This window comes from Streptosporangium sp. NBC_01810 (assembly GCF_035917355.1).
Lineage (GTDB): Bacteria > Actinomycetota > Actinomycetes > Streptosporangiales > Streptosporangiaceae > Streptosporangium.
The window spans coordinates 1,030,883-1,048,968 of the sequence record NZ_CP109070.1 but is presented as its reverse complement, the minus strand read 5'-3'; the positions used below and the strand labels follow the sequence as shown (position 1 = coordinate 1,048,968).

Annotated in this window: 17 protein-coding genes; 13 read left to right on the top strand and 4 right to left on the bottom strand. The window is 71.2% G+C overall.

Going from position 1 to position 18,086, the window contains the following annotated elements:
- Positions 1-130 precede the first annotated feature (130 nt).
- The 9 genes from OIE13_RS04785 (at position 131) to OIE13_RS04745 (ending at position 8,662) form a co-directional block, all read left to right on the top strand.
- Complete coding sequence (locus tag OIE13_RS04785) at positions 131-559, top strand: hypothetical protein (protein WP_326642513.1); 429 nt, start codon at positions 131-133, stop codon at positions 557-559.
- A 10-nt stretch (positions 560-569) separates the two neighbouring features.
- Positions 570-1,730: a glutathionylspermidine synthase family protein gene (locus OIE13_RS04780; protein ID WP_326642515.1), complete on the top strand. Its 1,161-nt coding sequence runs from the start codon at positions 570-572 to the stop codon at positions 1,728-1,730.
- A 22-nt stretch (positions 1,731-1,752) separates the two neighbouring features.
- Positions 1,753-2,244 carry a DUF350 domain-containing protein gene (locus OIE13_RS04775; RefSeq protein WP_326642516.1) on the top strand — a complete coding sequence of 164 codons (492 nt, stop codon included), beginning with the start codon at positions 1,753-1,755 and terminating at the stop codon, positions 2,242-2,244.
- A gap of 293 nt (positions 2,245-2,537) precedes the next feature.
- Positions 2,538-3,647: a PucR family transcriptional regulator gene (locus OIE13_RS04770; RefSeq protein WP_326646855.1), complete on the top strand. Its 1,110-nt coding sequence runs from the start codon at positions 2,538-2,540 to the stop codon at positions 3,645-3,647.
- A 117-nt stretch (positions 3,648-3,764) separates the two neighbouring features.
- Positions 3,765-4,676 (top strand): ACP S-malonyltransferase, encoded by a 912-nt coding sequence (locus OIE13_RS04765; protein WP_326642518.1) that lies wholly within the window; start codon positions 3,765-3,767, stop codon positions 4,674-4,676.
- Between the two features lie 7 nt (positions 4,677-4,683).
- Complete coding sequence (locus tag OIE13_RS04760) at positions 4,684-5,640, top strand: beta-ketoacyl-ACP synthase III (protein ID WP_326642520.1); 957 nt, start codon at positions 4,684-4,686, stop codon at positions 5,638-5,640.
- A 65-nt stretch (positions 5,641-5,705) separates the two neighbouring features.
- A complete protein-coding gene (locus OIE13_RS04755) occupies positions 5,706-5,945 on the top strand; it encodes an acyl carrier protein (protein WP_030920149.1) in 240 nt (79 codons plus the stop codon).
- Positions 5,946-5,995: 50 nt separating this feature from the next.
- Positions 5,996-7,228, top strand: a complete 1,233-nt coding sequence (gene fabF / locus OIE13_RS04750) for a beta-ketoacyl-ACP synthase II (protein WP_326642523.1) — start codon at positions 5,996-5,998, stop codon at positions 7,226-7,228.
- Positions 7,229-7,240: 12 nt separating this feature from the next.
- Entirely contained in the window at positions 7,241-8,662 is a 1,422-nt protein-coding gene (locus tag OIE13_RS04745; RefSeq protein WP_326642525.1) for an acyl-CoA carboxylase subunit beta, read from the top strand.
- A gap of 67 nt (positions 8,663-8,729) precedes the next feature.
- On the opposite strand, the gene OIE13_RS04740 is transcribed toward OIE13_RS04745, so the two are convergent.
- Positions 8,730-10,538 (bottom strand): WD40 repeat domain-containing protein, encoded by a 1,809-nt coding sequence (locus tag OIE13_RS04740; RefSeq protein WP_326829587.1) that lies wholly within the window; start codon positions 10,536-10,538, stop codon positions 8,730-8,732.
- Between the two features lie 239 nt (positions 10,539-10,777).
- Positions 10,778-11,272, bottom strand: coding sequence for a DUF3145 domain-containing protein (locus OIE13_RS04735; protein ID WP_326642529.1), 495 nt, complete (start codon positions 11,270-11,272; stop codon positions 10,778-10,780).
- Positions 11,273-11,477: 205 nt separating this feature from the next.
- On the opposite strand from OIE13_RS04735, the gene OIE13_RS04730 reads away from it, so the two are divergent.
- The 4 genes from OIE13_RS04730 to OIE13_RS04715 are packed head-to-tail and all read left to right on the top strand — an operon-like array spanning position 11,478 to position 16,153.
- A complete protein-coding gene (locus OIE13_RS04730; RefSeq protein ID WP_326642531.1) occupies positions 11,478-12,545 on the top strand; it encodes a S8 family peptidase in 1,068 nt (355 codons plus the stop codon).
- 21 nt (positions 12,546-12,566) lie between these two features.
- Entirely contained in the window at positions 12,567-13,178 is a 612-nt protein-coding gene (locus OIE13_RS04725; protein WP_326642533.1) for an RNA polymerase sigma factor, read from the top strand.
- On the top strand, positions 13,175-13,639 hold the full coding sequence (locus OIE13_RS04720) for a hypothetical protein (RefSeq protein WP_326642535.1): 465 nt from the start codon (positions 13,175-13,177) through the stop codon (positions 13,637-13,639). Before OIE13_RS04725 ends, OIE13_RS04720 begins: the two co-directional genes overlap by 4 nt.
- Positions 13,640-16,153, top strand: coding sequence for a CHAT domain-containing protein (locus OIE13_RS04715; RefSeq protein ID WP_326642537.1), 2,514 nt, complete (start codon positions 13,640-13,642; stop codon positions 16,151-16,153).
- A 9-nt stretch (positions 16,154-16,162) separates the two neighbouring features.
- Here the strand turns inward: OIE13_RS04715 and OIE13_RS04710 are convergent, their stop codons facing one another.
- Positions 16,163-17,278, bottom strand: a complete 1,116-nt coding sequence (locus tag OIE13_RS04710) for an alkaline phosphatase family protein (protein ID WP_326829586.1) — start codon at positions 17,276-17,278, stop codon at positions 16,163-16,165.
- On the bottom strand, positions 17,275-17,865 hold the full coding sequence (locus OIE13_RS04705; protein WP_326642540.1) for a DUF5998 family protein: 591 nt from the start codon (positions 17,863-17,865) through the stop codon (positions 17,275-17,277). Before OIE13_RS04705 ends, OIE13_RS04710 begins: the two co-directional genes overlap by 4 nt.
- Between the last annotated feature and the right edge of the window lie 221 nt (positions 17,866-18,086).

The following is an 18,086-nucleotide window of genomic DNA, read 5'->3' as shown; positions in this document are numbered from 1 at the left end:
CGGTCTCGCCGAGCCGATGGAGCTCGATTCTCCATGCGCGAACACCGGCGGCTCCGCCATGGCTCCATACGGTGGTTGAACCGACAAAACAGCATCGATACCCTAGTGCGACGCATCTCATTGGAGCTCAATGGCCCAACCACCAAAACACCCACTGGCCGCACCACAGAATCTTCCCGGCAAACCACCCGCCAAGCCCTCGGGGTTCAAGGCTTCCAAGGTGGTCACCATCACCGGGATCGGCGTCGTGTCGCTGCTTCTGGTCGGCTACTGCTCCGCGCAGCAGGACTACGAGGAGGTAGGCGCCGAGTGCGTCGACCTCAACAGCCGCCAGCCGGACGGCACGTACGAGGTGGTGGACGAGGACCTCTGCGACGACAACCGCTACCACGGGTCACGGGGCGCCTACAGCTGGTACTACGGCGGCGTCAGGAGCGGCGCCTACATCCAGCAGGGGACCACGGTGCGCCCCTCGGACGTCAAGATCACCAGCCGGAAGGGCACCGTGATCCAGCGGGGCGGCTTCGGCGGGCGCAGCGGGTCGGGCGGCGGGAGCTGATCCGGCACAGATGAGACGCGAGACCTCGCTCCCCCGCGACGGCTGGGAGAGCATCATCGAAGGCCACGGACTGGCCTACCACCGCTCGGCACACCCCGAAGGCCTCGTCCGCCCGTACTGGGACGAGACCGTGCAGTACGTCTTCTCCATGGACGAGGTCCTGGACCTGGAGAACCAGGTCGAGGAGCTGCACCGGATGTGCCTGCACGCCGTGGAGCACGTCATCGAGAAGAACCGCTACGCCGACTTCGCGATCCCGGACTGGGTGGCCCCGGAGATCGCCGCCTCCTGGGGGCGGAACGACCCGCACCTGTTCGGCCGGTTCGACCTGCGCTACGACGGGACCGGGCCGGCCAAGATGCTGGAGTACAACGCCGACACCCCCACCAGCCTTCTGGAAAGCTCGGTGGTGCAGTGGTTCTGGCTGCGCGACCGCTACCCCGACGACGACCAGTGGAACTCCATACACGAACGACTGATCGCCAGGTGGCAGCAGATCTCGACCAGCCTGCCCACCGGGCCCGCGCACTTCGCCTGGACCAACATGGACGCCTCAGGTGAGGAGGCGATGACCCTCGCCTACCTGCAGGAGACCGCCGACCAGGCCGGGCTCAAGACCGTCGCGGTGGCCATGGAGGACATCGGCTGGGACGACCTCAACCTCCGCTTCGTCGACATGGAGCGCCGGGTGATCCGCACGCTCTGCAAGCTGTACCCGTGGGAGTGGGCGATCGCCGACCCGTTCGGCACGCGGGCGGTGCGCCAGCAGGTCTCCACGACCTGGATCGAGCCACTGTGGAAGATGCTGCTGTCCAACAAGGCGCTGCTCGCGGTGCTCTGGGAGCTGTATCCGGACCACCCGAACCTGCTGCCCGCCTATCTCGACGGCCCCCGCTGCATGTCCTCGTACATCGCCAAGCCGCTGCTCGGCCGCGAGGGCGCGAGCATGCGGATCGTCGCCCCCGGCGAGCGCGTCGAGACCTCGGGTGGCTACGGCGCCGAAGGGCACGTCTACCAGGAGTTCCAGGCGCTGCCCGTCTTCGACGGCTGGCGCCCCGTGCTCGGCGCCTGGGTGGTCCACGACGAGGCGGCGGGTGTCGGCATCCGCGAGACCTCAGGGTTCATCACCGACGACACGTCGTCATTCGTTCCGCACCGCATCGAGCTCTGAGTCCTGAAAAGAGAATCAAGCCATGAGTCCCACCCCCATCCCGGCCGTGACGCTCCCGCCCTCCGTGACCGGCGGCGAGACGCTCTCAATCGCCGAAATCCTCGGGCGCGGCGCGCTCGCGATCGCCTCCTACGCCGCCCTCGGCGTGATCCTGCTGATCATCGGCTTCTACGTGATCGACATGGCCATCCCCGGCAAGCTCAGCCGGCTGATCAAGGAGGACCGTAACCCCAACGCCACACTGCTGGCCTGCTCGGGACTGGCCGCCGTCGGGCTGATCGTCGCGGCCTCCATCTGGTCCTCGGGCGGAGCCCTGCACGAGGGCCTGCTCGCGACGCTGGTCTTCGGCCTGGTCGGCATCGCCGTGCAGACCGTGGCGATGATCGCGTTCGACAGGGTGGCGGGGATCTCGGTACGCGATCTGGTCAAGGAGGCGGAGCTCCAGCCAGGCGCCCGGCTGCTGGCGGTCACCCACCTGGCCATCGGACTGATCACCGCCGTCGCGGTCGTCTGAGCGCACGGTCGGCTGAGCACGGCCATATGAGCACGTGGTCGGCTGAGCGCGGTCGGCCGCCACTCGGCCGCGTCCGCCGTAGGGGACCCGGTCATACCGGATGTACAAGATCGAGGGTGCTGCGCTGTCCGGAACAGTGGCTGGCGCATCTCCGACGACCTGGCACTCTTGGTGACGTGAGGGAACGGATCGAGCGAGCGGTCAGGCACAGCGACGTCGTGGCCGGGTCGGACGGGAGAGATCTCGACTCCGACCGGGTCAGGGAGGACACCACACGTCGGCTGGAGCGGGCCATGGGCACGCTGAGCACGGCCGCCATGGCCCGGATGGACGACCGGCTGATGTGGTTCCGCGCCCTTTCCGCAGAGGACAGGTCCTGGGTCGGACTGGTCGCCCAGGCCGGGATCGCCGCCTTCGTGGAGTGGTTCCAACACGCCGGCGAAGGCCGCCCGACGCCCAGCATCGAGTTCTTCGGCACCGCGCCCAGGGAGCTGAAGCGGTCCATCTCGCTGCAGCAGACGGTCGACATCGTGCGGGTCGTGGTCGAGGTGGTCGAGGCACAGACCGAAGAACTGGCGGCGCCCGGCGGGGATGACCAGCTCCAGCAGGCGATGCTCCGCTACACCCGCGACGTCGCGTTCGCCGCCGCGCAGGTGTACGCGCGGGAGGCCGAGGCCCGCGGCGCCTGGGACGCTCGACTGGAAGCGCTGATCGTGGACGCCCTGGTCAGGGGGGAGGTCGACGACGGCCTGCACTCGTGGGCCGCCGCGCTCGGCTGGACCTCCACCCCCGTCGTGGTGCTGGCGGGACAGACACCCGACGACGACCCGCAGGCGGTGATAGACACGTTGCGCGACCGGGGCCGCAGGTCTGGTCTGGACATGCTGGCCGGGGTGCAGGGCGACCGGCTGATCGTGATCGTGGGCGGTGCGGACAGCGTCGCCGCCGCTGCCAGGCACGTGGTGCCGCGTTTCGGAGACGGGCCGATCGTGATCGGGCCCGAGGTGGCGGACCTGCACTCGGCCGCCAGATCCGCGCGGGCGGCGATGGCCGGGCTGCGGGCCGCCGCGGGGTGGCCGGACGCGCCCAGGCCGGTCCACGCCGAGGACCTGCTGGCCGAACGGGCCCTCGACGGTGACGCCGACGCCAGGGCACAGCTGATCGAGAACGTCTACCTGCCGCTGATCGGCACGCCACTGCTCGACACCCTGGCGACCTACCTGGAACAGGGCACCTCCCTGGAGGCGACGGCCCGGCTGCTGTTCGTCCACCCGAACACGGTGCGCTACCGCCTGCGCAAGATCACCGAGCTGACCGGCTACCAGCCGACGGAGGGCCGGTCCGCCTTCACGCTGCAGGTGGGACTGATTCTCGGACGCCTATCGGAAGCACCGGTTACCTAGAAGGCTTTACTTAACTTCCACGAAACTCCCCCTGTAGGTTCCCTACAAAAAAGTGGTGACAAACTTCGTCTGGATCTCCATCCGTGTATTGGACTTCTACAGGGCAGGCTGGATTTCGTGCTCGTCATCGTCGCTCCGGGCCAGGGTGCCCAGACTCCAGGCTTCCTCGGTCCATGGCTCGAACTGCCGAGCGTGACCGACCGGCTGACCGCTTGGTCAGAGCTGGCCGGACTCGATCTGATCGCCTACGGGACCACCGCCGACGCGGACGAGATCCGTGACACCGCCGTCGCGCAGCCCCTGCTCGTCGCCGCCGGACTGGCCGTCGCCGAGGTCCTGGGGGCCTCTCCCGACATCGTCGCCGGGCACAGCGTGGGCGAGTTCACGGCCGCGGCCCTGGCCGGGGTGCTCACTCCCGAACAGGCCCTCGGCCTCGTCCGTGAGCGCGGCCAGGCCATGGCCAAGGCCGCGGCCGTCACCGAGACCGGCATGTCCGCCGTCCTCGGCGGGGTCGAGGAGGAGGTCCTCGCGGCCATCGCCGCCAACGGGCTCACTCCGGCCAACGTCAACGGCGCCGGGCAGATCGTCATCGGCGGCACGCTGGAGCAGCTGGCGGCGTTCAAGGCGGAACCGCCCGCCCGCGCCCGGGTGATCCCGCTGTCGGTCGCCGGCGCGTTCCACACCGTGCACATGGCCTCCGCCGTCGACAGCCTGCGTGAGGCCACCTTGGGCCTCGACCCCGCCGACCCCACCGTCACCCTGCTGTCCAACAACGACGGCGCGGCGGTCACAAGCGGCGCCGAGTTCCTGGAGCGTCTGGTCACCCAGGTCGCCAACCCGGTGCGCTGGGACGCCTGCATGGCCACGATGGCCGAACTCGGCGTCACCACCATGATCGAACTTGTCCCCGGCGGCACGCTCACCGGCCTGGCCAAGCGTGCTCTGCGCGGGGTGACGACCGTCGCCCTGAAGACCCCCGACGATCTGGAAGCCGCACGAGCCGCTCTCCAGTCGAATGAGGAGCGGTGACCGACGTATGAAGACCTCTCAGGGCTCTCCGGGCGCGAAGATCCTGGCCTTCGGCCACTACCAGCCTTCCCAGGTGGTCACCAACGACGACCTGGCCGCGACCATGGAGACCGACGACGCCTGGATCCAGAGCCGCGTCGGCATCAAGGAACGCCGGATCGCCCCGGACAGCGAGTCCGAGATCGACCTGGCCGTGCAGGCGGGCGGCAAGGCCCTCGCCGCGAGCGGCCTGTCGGTCTCCGACATCGACCTGGTGATCGTCGCCACCTGCACGCTGGAGACGCAGATCCCCAACGCCGCCGGCCGGGTGGCCACGCGGCTGGGCATCGACGCACCCGGCGCGTTCGACGTCAACACCGCCTGCTCGGGCTTCTGCTACGCGCTCGCGGTCGCCAACGACGCGATCCGCGCGGGCTCGGCCACCAACGTGCTCGTCATCGGCACGGAGAAGCTCTCCCAGTGGATCGACTGGACCGACCGGGCCACTGCGGTGATCTTCGCCGACGGCGCGGGCGCGGCGGTCGTCGGCCCCTCCGACACTCCGGGGATCGGTCCCGTGGTGTGGGGCAGCGCCGGCGACAAGTTCGACGCGATCATCATCAAGGACCGCGACTCCTTCCTGCACCAGGAGGGCCAGACCGTGTTCCGCTGGGCGACCACCGCACTCCACCCCGTCGCCAAGGAGATCTGCGAGCGTGCCGGGGTGGACCCGGCGGACCTCGCGGCCTTCGTGCCCCACCAGGCCAACCTGCGCATCATCGAGACGATCGCCCGCAAGCTCGGCGCCGAGAACGCCGTCATCGCCAAGGACATCGTCCTGGCGGGCAACACCTCGGCCGCCTCGATCCCCCTTGCCCTGTCCCGGATGATCGAACGCGGCGAGGTCCGGTCCGGCGGGCTCGCCCTGCTGCTGGGCTTCGGCGCGGGCCTGACCTACGCCGGTCAGGTCATCGAGATCCCCTAGAACTTCCGCACGGCCCCGCCGCACGGAAAGCCAGAAGAAAACCCATTTCAAGGAGAACACGCGACATGGCTCTGACCGAGCAGGAGATCCTCGCCGGCATTGGCAAGATCGTCAACGAGATAACCGGAATCCCGGCCTCCGAGGTCACCCCGGAGAAGAGCTTCGTCGACGACCTCGACATCGACTCGCTGTCCATGGTCGAGATCGCCGTCGCCGCCCAGGACGAATTCGGCGTGGAGATCCCGGACGACCAGCTCAAGCACCTCAAGAACGTCAAGGACGTCATCAACTTCATCCAGAACTGAGACGTCTCGGCCTTTGCCCCTAGACCAGCGATTCACAAGGAGCGCAGAACGTGAGTACAGACCAGGTACGCGTCGTCGTCACCGGGCTCGGCGCGACAACGCCCCTCGGTGGCGACGTCGCCTCGTCCTGGTCGGCGCTTCTCGCCGGTCAGTCCGGGGTCCGCGACATCACCGAAGACTGGGTCGACTCCGTCCCGGTGAAGTTCGCCGCCTTCGCCGCGGTGGACCCGACCGAGGTGCTGCCTCGGCCGGAGTCCCGGCGGCTGGACCGGACCGAACAGTTCGCACTGGTCGCGGCCCGCGAGGCATGGGCGCACGCCGCGATCGACAAGATCGACCCCGAGCGGCTCGGTGTCGTCGTGGGCAGCGGTATCGGTGGCATCACCACGATCCTCGCCGCCTACGACACCTTCAAGGAGAAGGGCTGGCAGCGGCTCTCACCGTTCACCGTGCCCATGCTGATGCCGAACGGCGCGGCGGGCTGGATCGGCATCGAGGTCGGCGCCCGCGCCGGCGTCCACGCCACCGTGAGCGCCTGCGCCACCGGCGCCGAGTCGATCGGGTACGCCATTGAGATGATCCGCTCCGGCCGGGCCGACGTGGTCGTGGCAGGCGGCACCGAGGCCGCCATCCACCCGCTGAACATCGGCTCCTTCGCCGCCATGCGCGCCATGTCGACCCGTAACGACGAGCCCCAGCGCGCCTCCCGGCCGTGGGACAAGGGCCGTGACGGGTTCGTCCTCGGCGAGGGCGCCGGCATCCTGGTGCTGGAGTCGGAGGAGCACGCCCGCGCGCGTGGCGCCACGATCTACGCGGTGGCCGCCGGGGTCGGATACTCGGCCGACGCCCACCACATCGCCCAGCCCGAGCCGACCGGTGCCGGGGTCATGCTGGCCATGCGCCGCGCCCTGGAGAACTCCGGCCTCACGGGCGGCGACATCAAGCACGTGAACGCGCACTCCACCTCCACTCCCGCCGGCGACGTGGTGGAGGCGTTCGCGATCAAGGAGGTCATCGGCGACCATCCGCTGGTCAGCGGCACCAAGTCGATGACCGGCCACCTGCTCGGCGGTGCCGGCGGCATCGAGTCCGTCTTCACCGTCCTCGCGCTGCACGAGCGACGCGCACCCGGAACGATCAACGTGGACGACCTCGACGACGGCGTCGAGGTGGACATCGTGCGCGGTGAGCCACGTGCTCTGCCCGGTGGCCAGATCGCCGCGATCAACAACTCCTTCGGGTTCGGCGGACACGACGTCGCCGTGGCCTTCACCAGCGTCTGACAGGAGCTCGTGATGACTGTGCTCGACAGCGGGGTGGTGAGCGAGGCCTCCGAACAGGAGTCTCTTGATCCCCGTGACCCCCAGGTGCGCCTCTCCGCTCTGTTCGACGAGGGCTCGCTGCGGCTGATCTCGCCGGTCGATCGCAGCGGCATGCTCGCCGCGACGGGTCGTGTGGAGGGCGTGCCGGTCGTCGCGTTCGTCAGTGACGCCCGCGTGCAGGGCGGCGCGATGGGCGGCGAGGGGTGCGAGCACATCGTGCACGCCTACGACGTCGCGGTCCGCGAGCGGGTACCGATCATCGGCGTCTGGCACTCCGGCGGCGCACGCCTCGCCGAGGGTGTCGAGTCACTGCACGCGGTCGGCCTCGTCTTCGCCGCGATGACCCGTGCCTCAGGCGTGATCCCGCAGTTGTCCGTCGTCGTGGGCCCCGCCGCCGGCGGCGCCGCGTACGGCCCGGCGCTGACCGACATCGTGATCCTGGCCGACGAGGGCCGTATCTTCGTCACCGGTCCCGACGTGGTCCGCAGCGTCACCGGCGAGCAGATCGACATGGCCGGCCTGGGGGGACCCGAGCCGCACAGCAAGCGCAGCGGCGTCGTCCACGTGGTCACCAAGACCGAGACGGAGGCCTACCTGCAGGCCCGCCGCCTCGCGGTGCTCCTCGGCCACCAGGGCCGGGTTCGCACCGAGGTCGAAGAGGTCGACTTCTCCGGTCTGCTGCCCGAGAACGTGCGCCGCGCCTACGACGTGAAGCCGCTCATCAAGGGCCTGCTCGACGAGCCGGGCGTGGAGCTGCACGCCAAGTGGGCGCCCAACATCGTCACCACTCTGGGCCGCCTCGGGGGCCGGACCGTGGGAGTGGTGGCCAACAACCCGATGCGCCTGGGCGGCTGCCTCGACTCCACCTCGGCGGAGAAGGCCGCACGGTTCGTCCGGATGTGCGATGCCTTCGGGGTGCCGCTGGTCGTCCTGGTCGACGTCCCCGGCTACCTGCCCGGCGTCGGGCAGGAGCACGACGGCGTGGTCCGCCGCGGCGCCAAGCTCCTGCACGCCTTCGCCGAGGCCTCCGTGCCGCGGATCACCCTGGTGACCAGGAAGGCGTACGGCGGTGCCTACATCGCGATGAACTCCCGCTCGCTGGGCGCGACCAAGGTGTTCGGCTGGCCGACGACCCAGATCGCGGTCATGGGCGCGGTCGCCGCGGTCCGCATCCTCAAGCGCCGCGAGCTCGCCGCCGCCCCCGAAGAGGAGCGCGCCGCCCTGGAGACCAGGCTCGCCGAGGAGCATGAGATCCTCGCCGGCGGCCTCGATAGGGCCATCGAGCTCGGCGTGATCGACGAGGTCATCAAGCCCGGGGACACCCGGGGCGCCATCGCCAAGGTCCTGGCCAAGGCGACCCCCGCCCGGGGCGCGCACGGCAACATCCCGCTCTGAACGTGGCTCGTCGAGCCCTCGCCCCGGTCCAGCCGGGGCGGGGGCTCCCCCGTTGTGGCTCCTGGCCTCACGCGCCCGCGCTCGTACCGGTCGCGGGGCAGACCTCGCGGTAGGGCAGGTCGGGCCTGTTGCCGCGTGCGACGTTCCTGTTCTCGATGAGCCGGATCGGGCGCCCGCTCGGCAGGTCCCAGATCGCGAGGGCCCCTAATGGCCCGGTGCACTCCGCGCAGGTGAGATAGAACGTGGCGGCGAGGGTCCTGCCATCCGGGCTGAGCGCGAGTTCCTCGATGCCGTCGTACTGGTACGGGCTGACCGCCGCGTCCGTCCGCGGCTTCTTCTCGCTGTAGGGGAAGGAGGCGAGCATGCGCCGGGTGGAGACCTGCCACACGCTCACCATCGTGCCGTAGCCGACGACGAGGGTCTTCCTGTCCTTGCTGAAGGTCGCGGCGGCCCGCGCCAGGTCACCGCCCGTTAAATCCTCCCCCGGCACCCGGATGGGATCGCCCAGCGGCCTGCGCAGCGTCGTGTCCCACAACCGGACCTCTCCCCTGCCCTCCACCGCCATGACGCGCCCGTCGGGGCTGAACACCGCGTCGTGGCCGGGGGCGCCGCTGAGCAGCGGATGGGTGTAGGCCTCGATGTCGAGGGTCAGCACCGAACCCCAGTCTCCGAGCAGACGGAGCGTGCGATCCTCAGGCCCGAAGCGGGGCGTCACGCTCCCCAGGCCGGAAAGCGGGTAGCGAGCCAGCTCACGACGGTCGCTCACCCGCCAGAGCGTCACCCTGGCGCTCTCGTCGTCGGAGGAGGCGAGGAAGCGGCCGTCGGCGCTGAAGGCGAACCGCGGAATCGACCGCGACCGCGTGAGGTTTCCGGCCGACCGCCGGCCGGAGGCGACATCCCACAGCTCCGCCCGCCACTCCGTCCGAGCCTGGTCGAACGTCGTGCTCACCAGCGTCCTGCCGTCGGGGCTGAACGCCATGGGGAAGGAGCCGCCCTGGGAAAGCCACGGTGCCGGCACCCGCGTCCGGGTGCGGAGATCCCACAGCTCGGTCGTCGGCCCCGTGTCGCTGACGCCGGTCGGCGGGATACCCGATATGACGGCCCTGTCGTCGACGGACAGGGCGACCACGTCAAGGTAGGTCAGCGTCGTCGGCGGCAGGATCCGCTGCCGGCTGTCCACGTCCCACAACTGGCCCTGCGGCAGCTCGCCGCCATCGCTGACCACGAGCAGGCGTCCGCTGGGGCCGAACTCCAGCTTCTCCGCGTGCTCAAGGTAGGACGCGTCACCGAACGCGGCGCCGACCTGCTTTCCCGAGGCGAGGTCCCAGAGCCTCAACCCGTCACCGGCGGCCGTGGCGAGCCTGGTGCCGTCCGGGCTCAGGGATGCTGCGAAGGCCGCCTTGCCGGTCGTGGTGAAGGTGTGGAGTAGCTCGCGTGTGCCGGCCTCCCAGACACGGACCTCGTTCTCGTTCACGTCGGCACGCATCCGGCCGTCGGGGCTCAGGGCGTGGACCGTCGTGGCGGTGGCCAGGCGGTGGAGCCCGTCGCCGTGATAGGGCCCGGCGGTCGTGACCGCCTGCTTCAGCGTCGGGCCGTGGACGAACTCACTGACGATGTAGGGCGGGGACGCCTCGGGGTGGGCCTCGATGACCCTCGCGGTGCAGAAGGAGGAGACCTTCTGGGTGGCGGCGACCTCCTTGGCGAAGCGTCCCCGCAGTTGCGGATCCGCCCTGCCGCCGGCACGCAGAACCTTGATCGCGACTCTGCCGCCCGTCTCGTCGTAGGCGTCGTAGACGACTCCCTGCCCGCCCTCACCCAGGCGCCCCGCGAGCCAGTAGCCACCGATCCGCTGAGGGTCTCCGACACGCAGTGACACGCCCACTCCCGACGATCCAGATTCCGATACCCCTCTATGTCGCGATAAAGGCATCGAAAGTTGCGGAATCCGGCGAGAAACTCCGATGTGTCCTTCGGCACGACGTGAGCATGATCGGCCACTGCCCCGGCAGAGGGCGGTCGTCAGGGCGGATACGGGCCGGTCACATCGACGTGGGCGCGGGACCGGCCGGGTCCGGCGGGACGTGCGAGGTCAGACGGCGAGGTCAGACGGCGGGGTCAGACGGCGGCGTGCAGCCAGCGGACCGGCGCGCCCTCCCCCGCGTAGCGGAACGACTCCAGTTCGGCGTCCCACTGCTTGCCCAGCAGGCGGTCGATCTCCTCCTCCAGCACCACGCGGCCCTGGCGTGCCATCAGCATGGCGGAGCGCAGCCGGTCCTCCGGGACCAGGATGTCGCCCGTGGCTCCGACAACGGCCGTGAAGGCCCCGAGAGACGGGGTGTAGGCGTGCCGGGACCCGTCGACACCCGGTGAGGCATCCTCGGTGATCTCGAAGCGGATCCGCTGCCAGCCCATCAGGGACGAGGTGACGGCCGCCGCGGTACCCACACGGGCCTCCCACTCGGCCTGTGCGCGCACGTGACCGGGCGCGGCGGGCTGTGGAGTCCATGTCAGGTCTACGGGGACGCCAAGAACACCTGCGACCGCCCATTCAATATGAGGGCACAGCGCAGGCTGAGCTGAGTGGACGTAAAGCACGCCACGAGCAGACACCGGACCTCCCGTTTCGTACGAGGTGCGCCTTCCCCAACGGCCTCGTACCAGGATGATCACAAGTGACTGAAGGAGAGACTACCGTCGGTCGTGACGTCGCACCAGAGGGGGGTCATACCAAGATGTTGCGACGCGGACGCTTGGCCAGGGCATCCTCGGGAGCGAAGAAAACCCCGCAAGCTGGTGAGCACCCCCGGAGGACCAGATGGACAACGATATCGAACGGGTCGAACCCATCCCCGGATCGCCCGCTCTGATCAGAAAAGGTCAGCTGCTGACCGACGCCTCGGGCATGGCGGCCACCGCCCGCTGGGCCGACGCCGTCACCGAGACCCAAGGGATCTACCGGGTACGGCTCTCGTCGGGCGTGGACGTCTGCGACCTGGTGGCATCGGTACGGGAGCGGGGATTTCCCGCCTCCCCCAACCACGTGCTGACAGGCCAGCCGCTCTACTTCGGAGGCCCGGCCTCCCGCCCCTTCCCCAGCCCCGCCCTCCCGATGCCCGAGCCCGCCGCGGACGGGCCCGCCACGACCGCCGTGACGGTGGCACTGGCCGACACGGGCCTGGCGTCGCACCCGTGGTGGCGAAAGAGCCCATGGTTTCTGGAGCAGGGACAGGACTCCGCAGAGGTGCCCGACTCGGACGGTGACGGCGAGTTGGACCTCCAGGCGGGGCACGGCACGTTCATCACCGGACTGCTCCTGCGGTCGGCCCCGGCGGCGAGGCCGCTGCCGATCCGGATGCTGAGCGGCCACGGCATCGGGGACGAGGCCGGACTGCTACACGTCCTGGAGCGGCTCAGGGCCGAACCACCCCGGGTGCTCAACCTGTCCTTCGGCGGTCACACCTTCGACGACGGGCCCTCCCCGCTGGTGGAGGCCGCCCTGGCGGAACTGGCCGGCACGGTCACGGTGGCCTGCGCGGGCAACACCGCCTCGGACCGCCCCTTCTGGCCCGCCGCCTCGCCCAGGGTGATCGCCGTCGGAGCACTGGACGCGGCGGAGCGGGACAGGGCCCCGTTCTCGGCGTACGGCCCGTGGGTCGACGCGTGTGCCCGCGGCGAGTGGCTGTCCAGCACCTTCCTCGAACACGGCGCGTTCCGCGGCTACGCGTGCTGGAGCGGGACCTCCTTCGCCGCCGCCCTGGTGAGCGGGGCGATCGCCGCGGCGTCCGCGGACCGGCCGTCGCAGGAGGCCGTGGAACACGTCCTCGCCCCGGCGGGAGCCAGGCGGATCCCCGATTTGGGAGTCGTCGTGCCCACACCCGGCTAAAGTCTCACTCAAAGTATTCGCGTGAACACTCAGAGTGTCCTATGTGGCTCGGAGGTGCCGGTGAGCGACCAGCCCACGATCGAGGCCGTCCTGGCCGGCGACCAGGCGGCCTGGGACGCGCTGGTCACCCGCTTCACCGGCCCGCTGTGGTCGGCGGTGCGCGCCTACGACCTGAGCCCGGCGGACGCCGCCGACGCGGTGCAGGGCACGTGGCTACGGCTGCTCGAAAGCCTGCACACCATTCGTGACCCGGACCGGATCGGCCCCTGGCTGTTCACCACTGCCAAGCGCGAGGCGTCCCTGCTCCGCCGGCGGCACCGGGGCGAACGGCTGGTCGCCGACCCGGTGGACACCGGGCACGCGCGTTCCACACCGGCCGACGCCGGGCACGTCCACGCCGATCCGGCGCTGGCCGTGCTGACCGCCGACGAGAGCCGCCGTCTGTGGCAGGCCGTCGACGAGATGCACGAGCCGTGCCGCTCGCTGTTCCGGCTGATGGCCACCGCCCCAGACGCGGGCGTCCACCAGCTGGCCGGGCGCCTGGGCATGCCCAGCGGCAGCTACGGTCCCACCCGAGGTCGCTGCCTGAACCGACTACGCACCATGCTCACCACCCGGGAGGCGACACCGTGACACGACATCCGACGACGATCGACGACGAGTCCCTGATAGCCGCGCTGCGCCTGGCCTCCGGGAGCGACCCGGTACCGGCCCAGGTGACGGCCGCCGCCCGTGCGGTCTTCGGTCTGCGACTGCCCGGTGCCACCACGGCCCGCTCCGTGGTCACGCCCGTACCACAGGGCGTTCGGTCCGCCGAGGGTCCCCGGCTGCTGAAGTTCGTCGCCGCCGAGCTCACGGTGGAGCTGGAGGTCACCTCCCTGGACGGCCTGGTCGACCTGGCGGGCCAGATCTCCCCCTGCCCCGAGGCGGGCACGCTGGTCGAGATCCGCACGCCGCACCTCACCGAGTCGCGCGCACTGTCCCCGACGGGCCGGTTCGCCGTCACCGGCCTGCCGCCGGGCTGGTTCAGTGTGGTGTGTCACCGGCCGGAAGATCTCCCGGTGGTCACCAGCTGGACCCGGATCCGCCCGTAGTTGACCTTCGACGAGGCGCTCGCCGCCGCCGAGCACGCGGTCGACCTCTCGGGCAGCGACCCGGCCCGCGCCCTCGCTCTCGCCCGCACCCTGCTCGCCTCGCTCCCCGCGTCCTGTCCGGGAACGACCGGCCCGACGGGTGATCCGGACGATGGCGGCGCGGTGGCGGACCGGAGCCCGGGCTGCCGGCACTGCGAGGCGGAGGCGGTGGCGCACCGGGCGCTGGCGGTGGCGGCGCGAGAGCTCGGCGACCTGCCGTTCGCCGAGGAGCGGTTGCACCGGGCGGTGGAGATCGCGCTGCGGGCCGGGCTGCCGCACCGGGCGGCCCAGGCGCGCCTGTCACTGGTCCACATCCGCACGGAGCTGGGCCACCCGGAGCAGGCGCTGGCCATCGCCGCAGACGCCGAACCCGGCCTGACCCCGGCCGAGCTGGGCAAGCTCGGCGTGCATCGCGCGATGGCCCTGGCGAGGCTCGGCCGCTACCGCGAGGCCGTCGCCCACTGCGACCGGGCCGTGGCCGTCCTCGGCGACGACGTCAGGTTCCTGGCCGGGGCGATGCTGAACCGCGGACTCGCCCGGGTGTTCCTCGGGGAGTTCGAGGCGGCGGAGGCCGACCTGGGCCGGTGCGCGGAGCTGGCGAGAGGCGCGGGCCTCACGCATGTGCTCGCGCTCGCCGAGGGCAACCTGCCGTTCCTGGCCGCGCGGCGCGGCGACCTGCCCGCCGCCTTCACCGCCTACCGGCGTGCCCAGGACATCCTGCTCGACTACCCGGAGCGGCTGGCGACGGTCCGCTGTGACCTGGCCGAGGCGCTGGTCACCGCCCACCTGCCCGGCGAGGCGCGAGCGCTGCTGAACATGGCGGTTCCCGAGCTGGCGGCGGCGGGCGCCGGGGTGGCCCTGGCCGAGGCCCGCCTTCTGCTCGCCAGGGTCGAGCTGCGCACCGGAGATCCGCGCCGCGCCCGGGAGAGCGCGGAGCTGGCCGCTCACGAGCTGGCCGCGCAGGGGCGAGCGGTCCTGGCACCGCTCGCCGACGAGATCCTGCTGCGGGCCCGGCTCGCACTGGACCCGTCCTCCGCGAAGCTACCGGCGACGGTGCCGGAGATGCTCGCGTGCGCCGAAGCACTCGATGCCACCGGCCACCTGAACACCTCGGCGGCGCTCAGGCTCAGCGCCGCCGAGGTCGCGCTCCGGCTGGGTGACCGGCCGTCCACCGACGGCCAGCTGGCCCTCCTCTCCCGCTCGGGTCGCGGGCTGGTCGCCCGCCAGGCGACGGCGCTGCGGCGGTTCCTGGCCGGCGACCGGCGGGGGGCGTTCGCGGCGGTGCTGGCAGGCCTCGCGGAGGTGGGTTCCGAAACGAAGGCGTTCGAGGACCCGATGGTGCGCGCGCACGCCGCCAGGGCGGGTGAGCCGCTGGCCGGGTTCGGGCTGGCCCTCGCCATGCGAACCGGACGAGGCCGCACGGTCCTGGCGTGGGCCGAGCGGTGGCGGGCGGTCACCGGAGGTGCGGGCCGGCCGCTCGCGCCCTGCCTGGCCGCGCTGCGAGCGGCGCTCGGAGAGTCGGCCCTGGTGGAGTTCGTCCGCCATGAGGCGGAACTGGTCGCCGTCGCGGTCACCCGGGACCGGGTGACGCTGCGCCGCCTCGGCCCGTTCGCGACCGTCGCCGAGGCCGTCGTCCGCCTGCGGTACGGGCTACGCAGGGCGCACCTGCTCGATGGAAGGGCTCCCGAGCCCGGTGCGGAGGCCGCGGAGTTGGAACGGCTCCTCTTCCGCCCGCTGGGCGACCGGCTGGGCGACCGGCCGCTGGTGATCGTGCCGACGGGGACGCTGCACATCCTGCCCTGGCCGCTGCTGCCCATGAACTCCGACCGGCCGGTGAGCGTGGCGGCCAGTGCCGCCGCCTGGCTGGCCGGCAGGGAGGTGCCGGCCGTGCGGGACGGGCGTGTCGTGGCCGTGGCGGGGCCGGGGCTGCGGTGCTCGGAGACCGAGGCTCGCATGGTCGGCGAGTGCCACCCGGGGACGGAGCGGGTGGCGGCGCGGCGGGCGGAGGTGATGGCGGCACTGGAGCGGGCGGACGTGGCGCACCTGGCCGCGCACGGGATGTTCTCCCCGCGCAGCCCGCTGCTGTCGAGCATCGATCTCGACGACGGCCCGCTGATGGCGTACGACCTGCTCCGGCTGCGCACCCCGCCCTGGCTGGTGGTGCTGTCGGCGTGCGACGCGGGGATGGCGCACGCCCCGGCCGACGGGGCGCCCCTGGGGCTGGCGGGCACGTTCCTGTCGCTGGGGACACGGTGCGTGGTGGCCAGCCTGGTGCCGGTGCGCGACGAGGAGACGCTGGCTCTGATGACCGTCTTCCACAGGTCGCTGGCCGCCGGCGCCCCACCCGCGCGGGCACTGGCCACCGCGAGCGGGAAGACCGGTGTGGCGGGCTTCGTCTGCTTCGGGTGCGGGGATCAGCCGGTGGCGCCCGGCCCCGGGGAATCGGTCATTCGACCGGCCCGCGACCCGGCGTAGGGCGCGGGCTCATCTGGTGCTCACCTCCAGGAGGGGAACGTGCTGCTCGGCGGGTGTCAGCGAGCCGTGACAGCCGACGAAGGCCGCCTCCTGCGGTTCGGCGACCGAGGCGACGATGGCGCAGTCGGTGTACGGAACGGCGAGGACGTCGCCGATCCTGGGCAGCCATTCGGAGCGGACCCTGGGGCCGAACCAGCCGGATTCGACCGCCTCCTGGCGGGATGCCACCCAGGCCTTTCCCGCGAGGATGTCACGCCAGGTGTCGAGTACCGCTTCCGCGGCGCCGGGGACGGTGTAAACGTGACGGGCCCTGGCCTCCCCACCGAGCAGGGCGACGCCCTCGCGCAGCACGCCGATCGTGTCGACGTCGACACGATCGGTGACGTTGACCATGCCGTGGTCGGCGGTGACGTACATCGCCGAGCCGGGCGGGAGCGTCTCGGCCAGCCGCTCGGCCATCCGGTCGACCAGGGCGAGCTGGTCGAGCCAGGCCGGGGAGCCCCAGCCGGTCCGGTGGCCGACGGAGTCGAGGTCTCCGTAGTAGACCGAGACGTGGGCGCGGGGCTCGGCCAGCGCGTGGCGGACCCCGGCGATCCGGTCGTCGACCTCGTCGGCACCGACGAAGCGCACGCCCCGGTAGACGGCCCTGTTGAAACCGGTGGTCTCGAACCTGGCCGGGCCGACGTAGCTGACCGGGATGTCGGCCGCCGCCGCACGTTCGTACACGGTCGGGGCGGGCTGCCAGTCGCCGGGGTCGACGAGGGGGCCCTTGGCGGTCCAGCGCAGGCAGTTGAGCATGTAGCCGGCGCCGGGCACGGCGAGCTGGTAGCCGAGCATGCCGTGCTCGCCCGGTGGCAGACCGGTGCCGAGTGTGCCCAGGCTGGTCACGGTTGTGGCTGGGAAGCCCGCGGTCAGCACCCTGCCGAGCCTGGCGGACAGGAACGGCGCGGTCAGTGGGTGGGCGGCGAGCAGTTCGGCGCCCATGCCGTCGACGAGGAACAGCAGGACCCGCTCTGCCGGGGCGAGGCCCAGCGGGTTGTCGCCGTCCATCCCGACCGAGGCGAGCAACGAGGACGACAGGTCCGCGAGCGAGGCCGTCCCGTAGGCGGGGACCAGAGGGATCACGAGGCGGTGCGGGCGGTGGCCTCCGACAGTGCCTTGGCGAAGGCCAGCACATGGGAGACGGCCTCTGGTCCGTCGGCCGCCTCGCTCACCCGCAGGGAGAGATCGTCGGCCGTGATGGCGCCGGTGTATCCGTGGTCGGCCTCGCAGTTCTCGTCGCCGCAGGTGGCCGGCTCCAGGTCGACGTGGGAGATGGCGCCCCAGCCGATCGTGAGCGTGACCTCCGTGGGCGGCACGCCCGGAACGTAGGAGGCGGGGTCGGGGACGACTCTGGTGACCGCGACCGACTGGATCCGGCTGAGGCGCACGGCCTCGGTGGTCGTGGAGGCGTGTGACGCCGACACCCCCTCCACGGGCGGGTGCTCGTCGGTGTGGCAGACGAGTAGCCGGGTGGGGGAGAGCACCAGCACCGTGACGTGCCTGCGCACCTCCATGGCCGGGTCGAAGGTGGCCTCGTGATGCACGACGTAGGCGCCCACCTGCTCCTTGCCGAGCGCGGAATCGACCGCGTCGGCGACCAGATCGGGATAGTAGCCACTGCGGTCGATGGCGTCGCGCAGGCCGGCGGACGAGAGTCGGGTTTCCCTCATGGGTCCATCCTGCCCTGTCCGGGGCAGCGCTTTCACCGGGAGCGCGCCCCCTTTGGCAGGTGGTGCAAATCGTGATCCGGCCCGCGACGGTCTTTTCCGGCCGCGAAAGCGTCACCGGAAGCGCCCGGTGTCCGGTTCCGGTCCGTGACTTTTACCTCCGTTTGGTTTGACGTGATCTTTTCTGGGCTACCGGGAGCAGTGGTGGTCCGGAACCCGGAATC

What these genes read in the sequence shown, in the direction of transcription:
- OIE13_RS04775 (WP_326642516.1), top strand. Translation starts at nt 1,753, where the DNA reads ATGAGTCCCACCCCCATCCCGGCCGTGACGCTCCCGCCCTCCGTGACC.
- OIE13_RS04785 (WP_326642513.1), top strand. Translation starts at nt 131, where the DNA reads ATGGCCCAACCACCAAAACACCCACTGGCCGCACCACAGAATCTTCCC.
- OIE13_RS04705 (WP_326642540.1), bottom strand. Translation starts at nt 17,865, where the DNA reads ATGAGGGAAACCCGACTCTCGTCCGCCGGCCTGCGCGACGCCATCGAC.
- OIE13_RS04745 (WP_326642525.1), top strand. Translation starts at nt 7,241, where the DNA reads ATGACTGTGCTCGACAGCGGGGTGGTGAGCGAGGCCTCCGAACAGGAG.
- OIE13_RS04760 (WP_326642520.1), top strand. Translation starts at nt 4,684, where the DNA reads ATGAAGACCTCTCAGGGCTCTCCGGGCGCGAAGATCCTGGCCTTCGGC.
- OIE13_RS04730 (WP_326642531.1), top strand. Translation starts at nt 11,478, where the DNA reads ATGGACAACGATATCGAACGGGTCGAACCCATCCCCGGATCGCCCGCT.
- OIE13_RS04770 (WP_326646855.1), top strand. Translation starts at nt 2,538, where the DNA reads ATGGGCACGCTGAGCACGGCCGCCATGGCCCGGATGGACGACCGGCTG.
- OIE13_RS04780 (WP_326642515.1), top strand. Translation starts at nt 570, where the DNA reads ATGAGACGCGAGACCTCGCTCCCCCGCGACGGCTGGGAGAGCATCATC.
- OIE13_RS04755 (WP_030920149.1), top strand. Translation starts at nt 5,706, where the DNA reads ATGGCTCTGACCGAGCAGGAGATCCTCGCCGGCATTGGCAAGATCGTC.